Source organism: Reichenbachiella sp. (genome assembly GCF_039944555.1).
In the GTDB taxonomy this organism is placed as follows: domain Bacteria; phylum Bacteroidota; class Bacteroidia; order Cytophagales; family Cyclobacteriaceae; genus Reichenbachiella.
This window is the reverse complement of record NZ_JBDUYN010000016.1, coordinates 389888-406805: the sequence shown is the minus strand read 5'-3', so window position 1 is coordinate 406805 and position 16918 is coordinate 389888. Positions and strand designations below refer to the sequence as shown.

Below are 16918 nucleotides of genomic sequence, written 5' to 3'. Positions count from 1 at the left end.
ATATCATGCATTACAGCTATTAACTACCTAATCCATACCCCATTCTGCAAACATTTACTAAATTCGCTCCCTTAAGCAATCGAGTCTCCGATCCGGGCAATCTAAGACTCCTGACCCTGCCAGTCTTCGGACTGAATCATTAGCAAAATTATGTTGGGTATTTATTAATTGAAGGAAAAGAAAAATGGCACAAACAGCTAAGATCATTTACACTAAAACGGACGAAGCGCCGGCATTAGCCACTTATTCGTTTTTGCCTATTGTACAGGCATTTACAAAAGCAGCAGGAGTTGAAGTAGAGACCAGAGACATCTCCCTGGCAGGTAGAATTATAGCAAATCTTTCAGATTATCTGACAGACGATCAGAAGATCGGGGACGCTCTGTCTGAGTTGGGTGATCTAGCGAAAACACCTGAAGCAAACATCATCAAATTGCCGAATATCAGTGCCTCTATTCCGCAGCTACAAGCAGCGATCAAAGAACTTCAGGCCAAAGGATACAAGCTACCGAATTATCCGGCCGATCCGAAAAACGACGAGGAGAAGAAAATAAAAGCAGCTTACGCCAAAGTATTGGGTAGTGCAGTGAACCCCGTACTGAGAGAAGGAAATTCAGATCGAAGGGCACCTAAAGCGGTAAAGAACTTTGCAAAGAAAAATTCTCATTCAATGGGCGCATGGGCTTCGGATTCTAAGTCTCATGTTGCCAGCATGCCATCAGGTGATTTTTATGGAGGTGAAAAATCATTAACTGTGGCTGATGCAACAGATGTGAAGATTGAATTTGTTGGAGCGGATGGTTCTACGCAAGTATTGAAGGAAAAAACGTCATTAGTGGCAGGTGAGATCATAGACGCCTCAGTGATGAACATGGCGGCATTAAAATCATTCATCGCGAAGGAAATTGAAGATGCAAAAGCCAGTGATGTTTTATTTTCATTGCACATGAAAGCTACCATGATGAAAGTTTCCGATCCAATTATTTTTGGAGCTGCAGTGGAAGTCTTCTATAAGGAGGTCTTTGAAAAGTATGAAGACTTATTTGCCGAACTCGGCGTTACCGCTACCAATGGTATTGGAGATGTTTATGCGAAAATTGCCGGTCACGCAAAAGAAGCCGAAGTAAAATCCACGATCGAAGAAGTTTATAAAAACAGACCTGACTTGGCAATGGTCAATTCTGATAAGGGCATCACCAATCTTCATGTACCGAGTGATGTAATCATTGACGCATCCATGCCGGCCATGATTCGTACGTCTGGTCAGATGTGGAACGCTGCTGGTAATCAGCAAGACACCAAGGCGGTAATACCAGATAGAAGCTATGCTGGTGTTTATCAAGAAACAATCGACTTCTGTAAGAAAAATGGTGCTTTTGACCCAACTACTATGGGTAGTGTGCCAAACGTAGGTCTTATGGCGCAGAAGGCAGAAGAATATGGCTCGCACGACAAAACCTTTCAAATGTCTGGAGCTGGTGTGGTAAAAGTAACTGATGCTTCTGGAAATGTATTGATCGAGCAACCTGTGAACGAAGGAGATATTTTCAGAATGTGCCAGGTAAAAGATGCTCCGATACAAGATTGGGTAAAATTGGCAGTGTCCAGAGCTAAAGCTACAGGCAACCCAGCAGTCTTCTGGCTGGATGAAAATAGAGCACATGATGCTCAGTTGATTTCGAAAGTGAACAGGTACCTCGGGGATCACGATACTTCTGGATTGGAGTTGTTGATTAAGTCACCAGTAGAGGCTACCAAATATTCTTTAGAGAGAATCAAGGAAGGCAAAGACACCATTTCTGTAACCGGAAATGTACTCAGAGATTATTTGACAGATCTGTTTCCGATTCTGGAATTAGGCACAAGTGCTAAAATGCTTTCAATTGTTCCTTTGATGAATGGAGGAGGGTTGTTTGAGACCGGTGCTGGAGGATCCGCTCCTAAGCACGTTCAGCAATTCAACGAGGAAGGTCACTTAAGATGGGATTCTTTAGGCGAATTCCTGGCACTTGCAGTTTCTCTGGAGCATTTGAGCCAATCAACCAACAATGCAAAAGCACAGGTATTGGCAGATGCGTTAGATGAAGCAACTGGCAAATTTCTTGATCTGGGTAAGTCACCGTCTAGAAAAGTGAATGAAATAGACAATCGAGGAAGTCATTTCTATTTGATGACTTATTGGGCAGAGGCTTTGGCAGCGCAAGACAAAGATGCTGATTTGAAAGCGAAATTTACTGAAGTGTCTAAGGCCCTAGCCGCTAACGAAGATAAAATCAATGAAGAACTATTGGCTGCACAAGGAGCATCAGTAGATATCGATGGATATTATCAACCGAGCGAGAAACTGGCTTCTGAAGCCATGCGTCCGAGCGCAACACTAAATGCCCTTTTAGCGTCTATTTCTTAAATCGGAATGAACATTAGAACTTACAACATCCAGACCCTAAATTCGACACCAACAAATTCTTTTTGTTGTTGGAATTGGGGTATGTGATATTGCAAGACGCTAGATATAGAAATTATAAACCTCGTCTTATGGCGAGGTTTTTTTGTTTGTGGTAACTTTAGACTATGGAATTGACCAATTATCAAATATTGCTTCTTTTTGCTGTTGGTGGTTTAGTGGCTATTATTGGGCCACTGGTTATAAGCCGTTTGCTCAGACCAAACAGACCCAATGATGAAAAACTGACCACATATGAATGTGGAGAGGATCCCACTGGTACAGCTTGGGGTAAGTTCAATATTCGATTTTATGTTGTAGCCCTCGTTTTTGTGTTATTCGAAACCGAATTACTATTTCTATTTCCTTGGGCCATAGTTTTTGGCAATGAGCAATTGAATGCTGAAACCGCCGGAAGTTGGGGTATGCTAGCGATGGTTGAAATGGGACTATTTATTTTGATTCTGGCACTTGGGCTAGTATATGTCTGGGGTAAAGGCTATCTCGAATGGGAAAAACCTAAAGTGGATGCAAAAGACACTAGCTCAAAAGTCCCGGATGTCCTTTATGAGCAATTGAATTCAAAGTACAGTTAATATTTAATTTTGAACTTTTAGTCAAACATATGAAAGGCCTTCTTGATCAACAATTCAACAATGGTGGAGTCGTAGTCAGCAATCTGGAGGATCTCACTAATTGGGCTCGAATGTCGAGCATTTGGCCCATGGGATTTGGGTTGGCATGTTGTGCGATTGAGATGATGGGAAGTATGGCTTCAGGATATGACCTGGACAGGTTTGGCGTTGTACCTCGAGCTAGCCCCAGAATGTCCGACGTAATGATTGTCGCAGGTACTGTGACCTACAAAATGGCAGATCGGGTAAGACGCCTATACGAGCAAATGGCTGAACCACGATATGTAATTTCAATGGGGAGCTGTGCAAATTGCGGTGGTCCATATTGGGAGCATGGTTATCATGTAGTAAAGGGGGTGGATAAAATCATACCAGTCAATGTATATGTTCCGGGTTGCCCACCTCGGCCTGAAGCGCTCATTGGCGGAATAATCAAACTTCGAGAAAAAATTGAAAATGAAACTTTAGTTGCTCCGGAAGGCTTCAAAGAAATCTTAGACAAACAGAGTGCATCATGAGTGTAGAGGAACTGAAAGAATTAATCGATTCGAAAATGGCTACTGGAACCGTTTTAGCTATTGATGAAAATTCCACACCAAAAGCAATTGTAATTACTTCCGCTCAAATTGCCCCTGCTTGTGAGTTGCTTAGAGATAATGAGCAAAGCTACTTTGACTTGCTTTCCTGCCTGACCGCTATCGATAATGGACCAGACGTCAATACAATGGAAGTAATTTATAATCTTTATTCCATTCCTCTGGAGCATTCTCTAATGTTGAAAACCACAATTTCACGGGAAAAACCAGAATTGGAAACAGTGAGCCATATTTGGAAAACAGCCGATTGGCACGAACGAGAAGCTTATGATCTATTTGGTATTCACTTCAATAGCCATCCCGATTTAAGAAGAATTTTGATGCCAGCCGACTGGGAAGGACATCCTATGCGCAAAGATTACGAAGAACCACCAACCTATCGCGGAATGAAAACCATAAGAGAGGAGGAGGATCCGATATGAGCCAGTCCATAGAATATAAATATCGTTCCGAAAATCTTAACGAGTCTGCACCCAATGTGCATAGCGAAGATAATCTCTCTCGTGAAGAAATGGTCATCAACATTGGGCCGCAACATCCATCTACCCATGGTGTATTAAGGCTGGAAGTAGTAACGGATGGTGAAATCGTAGTTGATGTAGTACCGCATTTGGGATACCTACATCGGTGCTTCGAAAAGCATGCAGAGTCAGTAGCTATGAATGGCGTAATTCCCTTCGTCGACAGGATGGACTATGTGGGGGCCATGAACTCTGAACACGCTTATGCAATGGGGGTGGAACGCATGCTGGGTATCGAAGATAAAATCCCAAAGAGAGTAGAATACATACGAGTATTGGTAGCTGAACTCAATAGGATTGCGTCTCATTTTGTGGCAATTGGTACCTATGGGTTAGATATAGGTGCATTTACTCCTTTCTTGTGGGTAATGCGCGATCGCGAACATATTCTTCGTTTGCTTGAATGGGTCAGTGGTGCCCGTATGCTATACAATTATATTTGGATCGGTGGATTATTTTATGACCTACCGGTAGGCTTCGAGGAAAAATGTCTTGAATTTATCAATTACCTTAAACCCAAGCTGCAAGAACTCGACGATGTTCTTGTCAACAATAAGATTTTTATAGAACGGACAGCCAATATTGGTGTAATTCCTAGAAATCTTGCGATTAACTATGGCGTTACCGGACCAATTCTGAGAGGGTCAGGACTCCGGTTAGATTATCGAAAGGTAGATGGTTACTCTGTTTATCCGGAAATAGACTTTGAAGTACCTATAGGCACTGGAGCTATGGGGCAAACTGGAGACTGCTGGGATCGTACTTGGGTAAGGGTTGAGGAGGTGAAGCAATCAGTTAGAATTGTTGAACAATGTCTAACAAAATTGACCGGAGAACTTAAAAGAACTCGCGACTTTGATCCAAGAGAAATGGTCCCAAAGAAAATTAGGCCTAAAGCTCAGGATTTGTATGTCAGGGCAGAAAATCCAAAAGGGGAACTTGGCTTCTTCTTTAGAACAGACGGACGCTCAGACATCGCAGTTCGGTGTAAAGCTCGAGGCTGTAGCTTTTCAAATTTGTCAATCTTACCCGCCATATCTAAAGGATATATGGTCGCTGACTTAATCGCTATTGTAGGATCACTAGACTTTGTGATGGGAGAAGTTGATCGATAATAAAAACTTCCAATCCAAAATTCGTTAATTTTAGTAAGACAATGATTTTTGGATATGGATTTCAATTTATGCCTCAAGGTTCTGGATGCAGAACAAATACGCCAGGCTGATCAGTTTACCATTAAGAATGAGCCAATACACTCCATTGATTTGATGGAGAGAGCCTCTGAGGAATTCGTAAGTTGGTTTACCGAATGTTTCGACAGGGAATTTCCTGTGGTTGTTTTTTGTGGGACAGGAAATAACGGAGGCGATGGTTTAGTGATTTGCAGATTGCTAAGTGAAGCAGGATATACAGTCTCATTGTTTTGTATCGGTAATCCAGAGGCGGGTTCAAGAGACTTCAAAATTAACTTTGATTACATTCAGAATTACAATATCCCTCAGACCATAATTAATGAGGGAAATTTCCCTTCTTTGAGCAAAGACTCAGTAATCGTTGATGCCATATTTGGTTCGGGACTGAGCAGGCCAGTAACCGGACGTTACGCCGATTTGATTAATCATCTAAATGCTGAACCTTGTGAACATCGGGTAGCTGTGGATATTGCTTCAGGATTAGGTTGCGATCAAAATTTCGAGAATGGTGCTGTCATGAACGTAACACATACAGTGAGTTTTCAGGTGCCTAAGCTATCTCTTTTGTTGCCAGACAATGAATGTAATAGTGGAGAGCTAATCATACGAAGTATCGGACTGATAGAAGAATATATTCAGTCCTTACCATCCAATTATTACTATTCAACACCTGCTTTTATTCGTTCTTTTCTCAAGTCGAGAGGAAAGTTTATCCATAAAGGCAAGGTTGGAAAAAATCTGTTGGTAGCTGGGGCATTTGGAAAAATGGGAGCGGCTTTATTGGCAGGTAAGGCGTGCGTCAGAGCAGGAGCAGGGCTCCTGACCATTCATGCCCCTGGCTGTGGATCCCACATTTTGCAAACGGGCTTGCCAGAGGCAATAGTTTCAGCAGACCCTGAGAAGCAGTTAATCACTAGAGTAAATGAGTTGGATTCGTATGATGTCGTCGCGGTTGGGCCAGGTATTGGTAAAAATAAGTTGACAGCACAGGCTTTAAAATCTATCCTCCAGGGCTTTTCGAAACCCATGGTAATTGACGCCGATGCGCTAAATATTTTGGCGGAAAATCAAGATTGGCTAACGATGATTCCTGAAGATTCAGTACTGACTCCCCATCCGGGCGAATTCAAAAGATTAGTAGGAAATTGGGAAAACGATTATGAGAGACTGGAAAAGCAAATTGAGTTTTCAAAAAAGTATAAGGTTATAGTATTACTAAAAGGTGCCCACTCCAGCGTTTGCAATTCTCATGGAACAGTGCTGTTTAATTCGACCGGAAATCCCGGCATGGCAACCGGCGGAAGCGGTGACGTTCTTACAGGTGTTATTGCTGCGTTGTTAGGACAAGGGTATGGCGGGTTTGAGAGTGCAATTTTGGGTGCTTACCTACATGGTCTAGCCGGAGATCTTTTTGCAAGAAAAAAAGCAGAAGAATCCTTGATAGCCTCAGACTTAATTGACCGGTTACCAAAGGCTATTAGAAAAGTAATTCAAAATACAAGAGAAAAAAATGAAACGGAAAAAAGTCGGGATTAGACAAATTCGTCGAGAAATTCTCCAGTGCTTGTCGAAAAGTGAAAACATTCTGTCATCCTTAACGAAAAAATAATTATATTCATAGAAACTATAAGTCCGCTATTGGCGTATTTTGTAGAGCAGTGAATTGGGAGACAAAACCATATGCAGATATTAAAAGTCATAGGATCAATGATCTTGCTGCTTGCAGCAACATCAGCATGGGCTCAAGATAGCACCAGCATCTCGACTTTTACTGAAGAGTCTTTGGCTTTTGAAAATGTCTCTCTTGACCTTTCTAATCAAATAGAAGTTTACCCAAACCCATCGATTGATTACATTGTTGTCAACATCAAAAACTCAACATTAAGAGATACTTCTTTTGAATTACACAGTATCATTGGTAACACAATAAAGGTGGAAGCCGAAAATATTGGTAGTGACAAGTACCGTATCAATGTGAAAAGTTTCAATTCAGGCTATTACTTTGTAGTCGTTAAAGATGACTTTTCACAATTTAAAGAGGCTTATAAGTTTTTGAAAAAATAATAATAGAAGCAAGGAGCGAATAAATGAAACGGCTGCCAGATTAAAGTTTTCTAAATCTGACAGCCGCTTTCTTTTGTTGGTTTTACTGAACTATGTCGTAATGCTTCCTGAATAGGTCCTCGTATTTTTTTGCTAATTCAAGATTCTCTGTGCCTCTGAAAGTTCTTGCTAGCTCACTTAGTGAAATTAAGTTCTTTTGCAGTTCGAATCTATCCAAATTTCCAGTCTCGTACAGATAAGTGAGCATTTCATCCGAACGTTGAGAAATGAGTTCGGCCATTTCTTTGGCCTTGTCATCCTCACCTACGAGTATCAGGTATCCAATCTGCTGTACACTAAAATGGTCATAACGGATGACATGGTCTGGCATAAATTCCAAACACTTAAGAATTGCTTCACGCGCCTTTTCTTGCTTTCCTTCCGCCAGCAAGTTTTCAATCAATGTATTGAAACTTGCTCTATGATTGAGGACGAAATTTCTATAATCCTCGGAGTAATAAACTGTAGGATTGTCTAGCTCCCTCCAATGAAAATTGTTGATCATGTTGTTAAACATAATTTCCGTATCCACAAACATCTCACCCGAAGATGGGTTTTTGATCGGAAGCAACCTGAATGCATTCCCTTCTTGCACCATATAATCCTTCAAGTTAAAATTCACACTTGATGCGGACGTATTATTGAAATAAATAGGGCGCTCCCAATTATTATTTACTATCAAATCCAGAATAGCTAAGTCTTTTTTCTCTAAGCCGCGACCTTTCATGCTCCATGTCATTCTATCGGACAATAAACTTCGAAACTGTTCTGGAATGATTTCCATTTCTGCCACTTTAGCAGAATCAACTGGTAGATAGAATTTCTTTGCAGGAACAGAGTTATAACTGCTGATTGATGTTGGGACTGCAAGTGCTGGGTGCTCTTCTTTGATCAACTTGATAAATTGAGCAGCGTTCATTGTTCCTCCTTTTATATTCTGCCTTTCGACAAGTGGAAGGTAATCATTTAGCCCACCTTGCTTGTAATTGTCAAGGGTAAGACCAAAGGGTAATGGTTTGGACTCATAAGCGTCTCGCATCATTTGAGCGATGTACCAATCGGTATTGAAGTAACTCAAAACGATTACCCTTACATCTGTTCTGAAACCTTCTACCTCTTGTACATACCAAAGTGGGAAGGTGTCATTGTCCCCGCCGGTGAAGATTATGGCATTCGGTGCGCATGAGGCAAGAAAGTTCTTAGCCGAGTCCACGGAGAAGTACCTGTTGGAGCGATCATGATCATCCCAACCTTCCGAAGCCATAATGACTGGAGCACTGAGGCAAAGCACCAGTGCAATCGCTGCTGCCGGAATTCCTTTTTTCAATATCGCAAACAAACCGTTGAATATGGCCACAAAGCCAATCCCAATCCAAAACGCAAATGCATAGTAAGAGCCAGCATAAATATAGTCTCGTTCCCTCGGTTCGGTTGGAGGCGAATTGAGGTACAATACTATGGCTGCTCCCGTTAGAAAAAAAAGCATACCCACGAATGCAAAATTTCGAGGGTCTTTGTAATATTGAAAGGTGAGCCCAATGATACCGAGTAAAAGAGGAATCATGTAAAAAATATTTCTGCCTTTATTTTCTTCAAGCATTGGCGGTACTTTGTCGAATGCATCATTCAGTCCTACCCAATCTGCTCCTTGGATGTCAGAAGCACGACCAGCAAAATTCCACATAAAGTATCGGAAGTACATGGTACCAATCTGATGCTTGAACATATATTCAAGGTTGTCACCAAAGCTCGGTTTTTCGCCATTTTTTAATCCTAAAATTTCGCGATAGCGTTGCACATGACCAGGTTGATTACTGTACGCTCTTGGTAGAATGGTCGTATGATCTGGATCGTACACATATTCTAATTTGTAATCAGAGATTTCGTATTCTTCTTCACCCTTGGTATATACTGGAGCTCCTTTTTTTTGATCCACTATATCTGCGGTGAATAGCTGTCCATGTAAGAGAGGTCGACTACCATATTGCTCTCTTTTCAAATAGGAAACATAGCTCAATACATCTTCCGGATTATTTTCATCAATTGGAGGATTATAATTTGATCTAATCAATACAATAGAGTATGACGAATAGCCAATTACTATAAAAGCAAAACTTACCAATATGGTGTTCAGTGTCGCATTGCTTGTACGGATCGAGTAGTAAATGCCATAGATTAAACTGCCTAAAAACAGAGCTATAAAAAATACTATTCCAGAACCAAAAGGTAAACCAAGATTGTTGACAAAGAAAATTTCCATTTTTCCCGCAAAGCTTGGTAGTCCAGGGATAACCCCTTCCATTATGATCATTACGATTGCACCACTGGCAATCATAGTCGTAATAATTCCTCTAGTACTTACTTTTTCTCTTTTCTTAAAGTAGTAGATCAGAGCTAATGCTGGCACCGTTACTAAATTCAATAAGTGAACTCCGATAGATAAACCTACCATATATGCGATCAGGATCATCCATCTGTTCTCATCAGAAGGGTCCTTAATATTCTCCCATTTTAAGATTGCCCAAACTACAAAGGCTGTGAAAAAAGATGACATGCCGTATACCTCGGCTTCCACTGCAGAAAACCAAAATGAATCTGAAAAGGTATAGGCCAACGCACCGATTAGTCCACTTCCAATGACTACAAGGTTAGTATATTCAGTACCTGGAGCTACTAATTTTTTAGCAAGGTGTGTAATAGACCAAAACAGGAATAAAACAGTAAACCCACTACTGACCACACTGAGCATATTGATCCAATAGGCCACTTGCTCCACATCTCCCATCGCCAGAAAGGAGAATAAACGTCCAAGAAGCAGAAAGAAGGGTGCTCCTGGTGGGTGGGGTACTTCAAGTTTATATGATACGGCAATGAATTCACCGCAATCCCAAAAACTCGCAGTTGGCTCTACGGTCAGGGCATAGACTGTGGTGGCCAGAATAAAAATGATCCAACCGGTAATATTGTTTAATTTGTTATAGTCGCTCATGGAAAATGGAAATTTAACTGGCGAAAATAGTCATAATTGAGCAAACCAAAAGACTAATAAAGTTTATCTTGGGGCGCCAAAAATGAAAATATAAATTTGAAATGCTTTTTAATTTTTGGACGAATCGAATGATTAATCGTACAGCATGAATAATATCAAAACTCTTTCTTTAATTCTGGGGCTTCTAGTTTCATCTGGACTATCAGGTCATGCTCAGTCAAATCCTGCAGGAGCAGCGGTGTCCCGCGAATTAATGACCTATAAAGGATCTGAAGCTCGAACCTGGGACTTGTTACATACAGACTTAGCCCTGTCTTTTGATTGGAAAAAAAGATATCTGTATGGTCAGGCTACACTAGACCTCACACCATTCTTCTACGAACAAGAACTGCTGGTTCTGGACGCTAAAGGCATGGAAATCAAATCCATCGTGATAAAAGGTGAAACAGTAATGTACGATTATGACGGCTTGGAAATTAAGATACCATTCGATCAAGTATTTACTAGAAAAGACACCGTTCAGGTAGTGATAGCCTATACGGCTAAACCATACGAAAGAGATGTAAAAGGAAGTGAAGCTATCGAAGAAAACAGAGGTTTGTATTTTATAAACGCTGATGGCTTAGATCCCAATAAGCCACAACAGATTTGGACCCAAGGAGAGACTGAGGCAAGCTCAGGTTGGTTTCCAACTATCGACATACCCAATGAGCGTTCTACCCAGAAGATGAGAATCACGGTACAAAACCATTTTAAAACGCTTTCCAACGGGCTTCTAGTTGAGCAAGTTCAAGAAGCGGACGGTAGGAGAACAGATGTTTGGGTGATGGACCAGCCACACGCACCTTATTTATTTATGATGGCAGTTGGAGAATTTGAAGTTGTAAAGGACCAATGGAACAATGTGCCATTAGCTTATTGGATGGAAAAGGGCTATGGTCAATATGCGAAAAACATTTTTGGTCATACACCCGAAATGATGACTTTCTTTTCTGATTTATTGGATTACCGATACCCATGGAAAAAATACGATCAGATAGTGGTGAGAGACTATGTTTCTGGCGCAATGGAAAATACGTCTGCCTCACTATTCTATGAAGCACTTAATGTTACCGATCGATATTTAATAGATGAAAACTGGGACGATATCATAGCACATGAATTAATGCATCAGTGGTTTGGTGATTTGGTGACCTGTGAGTCTTGGTCAAATTTAACCTTGAATGAGGGCTTTGCGAGTTACTCTGAATATCTATGGAATCAGTATAAGTATGGCCAGGACAAGGCTGATTATGTATTTTTGATCGAACAAGAGGCCTATTTTTCAGAAGCTGCTGAAGAACAAAAAAACCTGATTCGTTACTTCTATAAAGATAAAGACGACATGTTCGATGCACACTCTTACAACAAAGGGGCAGCTGTGCTTCACATGTTACGAAATTATTTGGGTGATGAAGCTTTCTTCTCTGGATTAAGAAAATATTTACAAGATAACGCGTACAACTCAGTTGAGATAGCCCAGCTACGTCTGGCTTTTGAAAGTGTAACAGGAGAGGATCTCAATTGGTTTTTTGATCAGTGGTATTTCTTTGCGGGACATCCTGAATTGGAGGTGAGACACAAGTATGAAAATGACACGCTAACGCTCAATGTATCTCAAATTCAGACAGAGGATGAAGTACCAATCTTTCGCTTACCAGTGTTTATTGATATTTGGAAAGGAGACAAATTATTCAGTTATCCTGTAGTTATCAAAGATGCTTATGAGACCTATCAGTTTCCAATGAATGAAAAGCCAGATGCGGTCATTTTTGATAGCGGCCGACAATTACTAGCCGAAATTGATCACCCAAAATCAGAGCAGGAATATTATGCGCAGTTTGTAAAGGATAGGAGTTTGGTCAGTCGCATTGAAACCATGGATAGCTTGTATGCCTTTAAAGATAAAAAGTTGATCGATCAGGTATTGCTAAAAGCATTTCGGGACCCATTTGACATGGTTCGCCAATATGCGGTGGAGTACTTGATTAACGAAGAAGTTAAGCTAAAGAAATACGAACCCCATGTGATCGATCTATTGAAAGATTCTAGCTCTCATGTCAGAAGTTATGTAATTGCCTATTTGGGTAGGGACGGTTTTGAAAAGTATCGAAGCAATTTCGACAAAGCTCTCAACGACTCATCATACTTGGTAGTTTCTTCTGCCATTGCCCAATTCACGAGGAATGAGGAAGAGCTGCCTAATCAATTTTTGGATGATCAAAAATCTGAAACTGATTTAAACATTATTGTCACATTAGCCAATTACTACAATCAACAAGAAAGTGAAGAGTCGTATCAGTGGTTTAAGGACAGAATTGAAGGATTAGATGGCAATACATTATTCTTCTTCATTCAAGCATATGCAGAAAAACTACTTGAAGCTCCGACCAAATATAAAGTCTCGGCTGTGGGGCAGCTTGAGAATGTTGCCAGAAACCATTCAAATTATATGGCGCGATTCTCAGCATTTCAGGCTTTGGTATTAATGTCCGACTTGGCAGGTGTTGAGGATAAAATTGTCGATATCCGCAAAAATGAAAAAGATCAAAGATTAATAGATTTATACAATCGGATATAAAAAAAAGGCAGGCCAATAATTGACCTGACCGTCTTGATACTTGAGTATTATTTAATCTATTTCCTAGTTACATTTCAAGAAGAGCGTCAATAGAACTACTTGCTACGAAATGATAGTTAGGACGGGCCTTTTCGTAAATGGCTTTAGCCATTTCCTTCCCTTCAGGTGTTTTTACAAATTCCCTGTACAATGGCATAAGGAATTTTCTTCTTCCTGTATTGACAAGGAAAGACTCCAATTGCTCGTAACCTTCTTCGTATTGATTGGCGATAACGTGTATCGCCCAGGCGTCAAAAACTTCGCTGTTTCCAGTGGCGGTAAACCCAAATGCTTCATCTAGGTTACTCATTTGCGCCTTCGACAATGAATCAGGCAAGCCCCTCACAAACCTCAGCCATTCATGCGTGCTCCAGTTGTCACTACCATATGAGGCTGCCAACTCTTCTTTGCTCTGATTCGATATCCAGGTAGCTAAGGCTTTATCAACATTCTCAAATTTGTCGGATACTGGGACAGGACAGTTTTCAGGTAAATCCGGATTGTAAATCCAAGCTTCGTAGAACTCTGGTTTAATATCTAACTGATAAGCATCAAAAAGCTGGCTTTGCAGTATTTCGATAAATCCTTTAGTAGTCATTGTCTTAAAAGAGTTACTGGTAAAGTAGTCCTTTAGAAAGGCATCAAATTTGTCTCGACCCACAGTTTCTTCCAATAAACGTAAGAAGAAATACCCTTTGTCATAAGCGATTGATGTCATACCGTCATCAGGGTTTCTTCCAGCTAAATCCAGTTTCAAACTGGTATCTTTGAAATCACCCGCAGCCTTCATGTCAACAATCTCAGCCTTCAGATCCTGTAGAGACAAAAGTGCGAGCATTTCAGAATAATCTCTTCCATATACTGCTTCCATGATTCGATATTCGAAATAAACCGTAAACCCTTCGTTGAGCCAGAAGTCATTCCAATTGGCATTAGTCACCAGATTGCCAGACCAGGAATGAGCTAATTCATGAGCCACCAATGAAGTTAGAGATTTATCCCCTGCTAAAATTGTGGGCGTCGCAAAAGTCAACCGAGGATTTTCCATACCCCCGAAAGGAAAACTAGATGGCAATACAATGATGTCATATCTGTCCCATCTGTAAGGTCCATAAAGATATTCTGCAGCACCTATCATTTTCTCCAAATCTTCGAATTCAGCAGAAGCTTTTGCCAGAACCGAAGGCTCTGCATATACGCCACTTCGATCTCCCAAAGTGCTGAATTGAATATCGCCAACGGAAAGAGCCATCAAATAAGCAGGAATTGCCTGTTTCATAGCAAACTCATATACACCTGTGTTATTCTTTTCCAAAGGATTAGAAGCACTCATTAGTGCTAGAAGATCAGAAGGAACCTGCACTTTTGCATTATAAGTAAATCGAATCCCCGGTGAATCTTGGATCGGAATCCATGAACGTGCCAGGATAGCCTGGGATTGAGTAAACAAGAATGGATATGCTTTATCTGTCGTTTGACTTGGTTCCAGCCATTGGAGGGCCTCAGCTTTTTCTGAAGTTTCATAGGTAATTACCACATTTTTTGTTTGGGGAGTTATCGATATAGTTAATGGTGACCCTACAAAAGGTAGATCTTCGCCCAAATCGAACTCAAGAACTTCATTATTACCATTCATTACTGATGCTATGGCCAAATCTTTTGTGTCCAATACCAGTTGTTTGGCTTCTGAGGATGTTCGAATCGTAAGTGAGGCAATGGCCTGAATTTTTTTTAATTTAAAATTAACTTTCGCATCCCAATTAAGATGTGTAACAACTGCCTCATCGGGCCGCGCAAATGAATGTTGGTCTTCTTCCTTCATTTTTTCGTCATAAGCTTTAGAAGTTTCCTGATTAGAGGTGCAGTTGAATAATATCACTCCGCTGCACGCAACTAGCAAGAGCTGGTCAATTATCTTTTTCATCATTGGTGTTCTGTTGTTTTTACTTGGTAAATCTAATGATGTTGTGAAGTAATAAAATTTAAGTTTGATTTTCGATGAAAAACGAGGTTTTAACGGCCATAAATGACCACCAATTAAAAAAAAGAAATAATGCCAAAAATAAGTTTGCAAAAATTTGAATAAGAATCAAAAGCATATAATTTTGCACTTCCTTAAGAAAAACGGCGGTGAAAATTGCTTTAATTTCATTGGGGAATGTTCTCAATTTTATTGAACACGGGGGGATACCAAAGCGGCCAACTGGGACGGACTGTAACTCCGTTGACTTATGTCTTCGCAGGTTCGAATCCTGCTCCCCCCACATTGGCCTGATTTAATACGTATTAAATCAGTGAAAGGATTAAGCGGGAGTAGCTCAGTTGGTAGAGCGACAGCCTTCCAAGCTGTAGGTCGCGGGTTCGAGCCTCGTCTCCCGCTCTTAATTTTTCAAGCCGATGTAGCTCAGGGGTAGAGTGCTTCCTTGGTAAGGAAGAGGTCACGGGTTCAAATCCCGTCATTGGCTCATCATCTCTGAAAGCCTTTTTTGTTTAAAAAGGCGAATATTGGTTTGAGTAATTGTGCTATATATTTATGTGTAGCCTTTTTTTATATTTAATTTAATATTTAACTAAAATAGGAATTTTCAGACATGGCTAAAGAAACCTTTGACCGTTCGAAACCTCACGTGAATATTGGTACAATTGGTCACGTGGATCACGGAAAGACAACTTTGACTGCTGCGATCTCTTCAGTTCTTGCGAACAAGGGTCTGGCAGAGCAAAAAGACTTCTCTTCTATTGACAACGCTCCAGAAGAAAAGGAAAGAGGTATTACAATCAATACTTCTCACATCGAATACCAAACAGAAAACAGACACTACGCTCACGTGGATTGTCCTGGTCACGCCGATTATGTGAAAAACATGATTACTGGTGCTGCTCAAATGGACGGCGCCATCATCGTGGTTGCTGCTACTGATGGGCCAATGCCACAAACAAGAGAGCACATCTTGCTTTCTCGTCAGGTAGGTGTTCCTGCTTTGGTTGTATTTATGAACAAAGTAGATTTAGTAGACGATGCTGAATTGCTGGAACTAGTTGAAATGGAAGTAAGAGAGTTGCTTTCTGAGTATGACTTCCCTGGTGATGACATTCCAGTAATCGCTGGTTCTGCACTTGGTGCATTGAATGGTGAAGCTGAATGGGTAGCCAAAGTTGAAGAATTGATGACTGCTGTGGATGAGTATATTCCTCTTCCAGAAAGAGCTGTCGATAAAGATTTCTTAATGCCTGTTGAAGATGTATTCTCTATTACTGGTAGAGGTACTGTTGCAACTGGTAGAATCGAGAGAGGTGTAACCAACACAGGTGACGCTGTTGATATTATCGGTATGGGTGCTGAAGACATGAAGTCTACAGTAACCGGAGTTGAGATGTTTAGAAAAATATTGGACAGAGGTGAAGCTGGCGACAACGTTGGTATATTGCTAAGAGGTATCGAAAAAGCTGATATCAAAAGAGGAATGATTATCTGTAAGCCAGGTTCTGTTACTCCTCACCAAAAATTCAAAGCTGAAGTTTATGTGTTGTCAAAAGAAGAAGGTGGACGTCATACTCCATTCTTTAACAAATACAGACCTCAGTTCTACGTAAGAACAACTGACGTTACTGGTGAAATCATGCTTCCTGATGGAGTAGAAATGGTTATGCCTGGTGATAACGTAACTATCGAAGTAACTTTGATCAACAAAATCGCAATGGAAAAAGGATTGAGATTTGCGATCAGAGAAGGCGGTAGAACAGTTGGATCTGGTCAGGTAACTGAAATCCTAGACTAA

11 protein-coding genes and 3 tRNA genes are annotated in these 16918 nt (G+C 40.7%); 12 read left to right on the top strand and 2 right to left on the bottom strand.

The window, feature by feature from the left end; translation table 11 throughout:
• The first annotated feature begins 184 nt into the window (after positions 1–184).
• The 7 genes from ABJD64_RS24180 (at position 185) to ABJD64_RS24150 (ending at position 7452) form a co-directional block, all read left to right on the top strand.
• Positions 185–2407 carry an NADP-dependent isocitrate dehydrogenase gene (locus ABJD64_RS24180; RefSeq protein WP_348181425.1) on the top strand — a complete coding sequence of 741 codons (2223 nt, stop codon included), beginning with the start codon at positions 185–187 and terminating at the stop codon, positions 2405–2407.
• A gap of 164 nt (positions 2408–2571) precedes the next feature.
• Entirely contained in the window at positions 2572–3039 is a 468-nt protein-coding gene (locus tag ABJD64_RS24175) for an NADH-quinone oxidoreductase subunit A (protein WP_348181424.1), read from the top strand.
• 29 nt (positions 3040–3068) lie between these two features.
• Positions 3069–3596, top strand: coding sequence for an NADH-quinone oxidoreductase subunit NuoB (nuoB, locus tag ABJD64_RS24170; RefSeq protein ID WP_348181423.1), 528 nt, complete (start codon positions 3069–3071; stop codon positions 3594–3596).
• Positions 3593–4096, top strand: a complete 504-nt coding sequence (locus tag ABJD64_RS24165; protein WP_348181422.1) for an NADH-quinone oxidoreductase subunit C — start codon at positions 3593–3595, stop codon at positions 4094–4096. The genes nuoB and ABJD64_RS24165 overlap by 4 nt, the downstream gene beginning before the upstream one ends.
• Positions 4093–5310 carry an NADH-quinone oxidoreductase subunit D gene (locus tag ABJD64_RS24160; RefSeq protein ID WP_348181421.1) on the top strand — a complete coding sequence of 406 codons (1218 nt, stop codon included), beginning with the start codon at positions 4093–4095 and terminating at the stop codon, positions 5308–5310. The genes ABJD64_RS24165 and ABJD64_RS24160 overlap by 4 nt, the downstream gene beginning before the upstream one ends.
• A gap of 54 nt (positions 5311–5364) precedes the next feature.
• Positions 5365–6924 (top strand): NAD(P)H-hydrate dehydratase, encoded by a 1560-nt coding sequence (locus ABJD64_RS24155; protein WP_348181420.1) that lies wholly within the window; start codon positions 5365–5367, stop codon positions 6922–6924.
• Positions 6925–7068: 144 nt separating this feature from the next.
• Positions 7069–7452, top strand: a complete 384-nt coding sequence (locus tag ABJD64_RS24150; protein ID WP_348181419.1) for a T9SS type A sorting domain-containing protein — start codon at positions 7069–7071, stop codon at positions 7450–7452.
• Between the two features lie 82 nt (positions 7453–7534).
• On the opposite strand, the gene ABJD64_RS24145 is transcribed toward ABJD64_RS24150, so the two are convergent.
• Positions 7535–10480 (bottom strand): DUF2723 domain-containing protein, encoded by a 2946-nt coding sequence (locus tag ABJD64_RS24145; protein WP_348181418.1) that lies wholly within the window; start codon positions 10478–10480, stop codon positions 7535–7537.
• A gap of 145 nt (positions 10481–10625) precedes the next feature.
• On the opposite strand from ABJD64_RS24145, the gene ABJD64_RS24140 reads away from it, so the two are divergent.
• Positions 10626–13100 (top strand): M1 family metallopeptidase, encoded by a 2475-nt coding sequence (locus ABJD64_RS24140; RefSeq protein ID WP_348181417.1) that lies wholly within the window; start codon positions 10626–10628, stop codon positions 13098–13100.
• Positions 13101–13167: 67 nt separating this feature from the next.
• Here ABJD64_RS24140 and ABJD64_RS24135 read toward each other — a convergent pair whose 3' ends face one another.
• Positions 13168–15066: a M1 family metallopeptidase gene (locus ABJD64_RS24135; protein WP_348181416.1), complete on the bottom strand. Its 1899-nt coding sequence runs from the start codon at positions 15064–15066 to the stop codon at positions 13168–13170.
• Positions 15067–15320: 254 nt separating this feature from the next.
• Between ABJD64_RS24135 and ABJD64_RS24130 the strand changes: the two genes are divergently transcribed.
• The 4 genes from ABJD64_RS24130 (at position 15321) to tuf (ending at position 16918) form a co-directional block, all read left to right on the top strand.
• Positions 15321–15403: transfer RNA gene (locus ABJD64_RS24130), tRNA-Tyr, on the top strand.
• Between the two features lie 43 nt (positions 15404–15446).
• Positions 15447–15519: transfer RNA gene (locus ABJD64_RS24125), tRNA-Gly, on the top strand.
• Between the two features lie 13 nt (positions 15520–15532).
• Positions 15533–15604: transfer RNA gene (locus tag ABJD64_RS24120), tRNA-Thr, on the top strand.
• Positions 15605–15730: 126 nt separating this feature from the next.
• A complete protein-coding gene (gene tuf, locus ABJD64_RS24115; RefSeq protein ID WP_348181415.1) occupies positions 15731–16918 on the top strand; it encodes an elongation factor Tu in 1188 nt (395 codons plus the stop codon).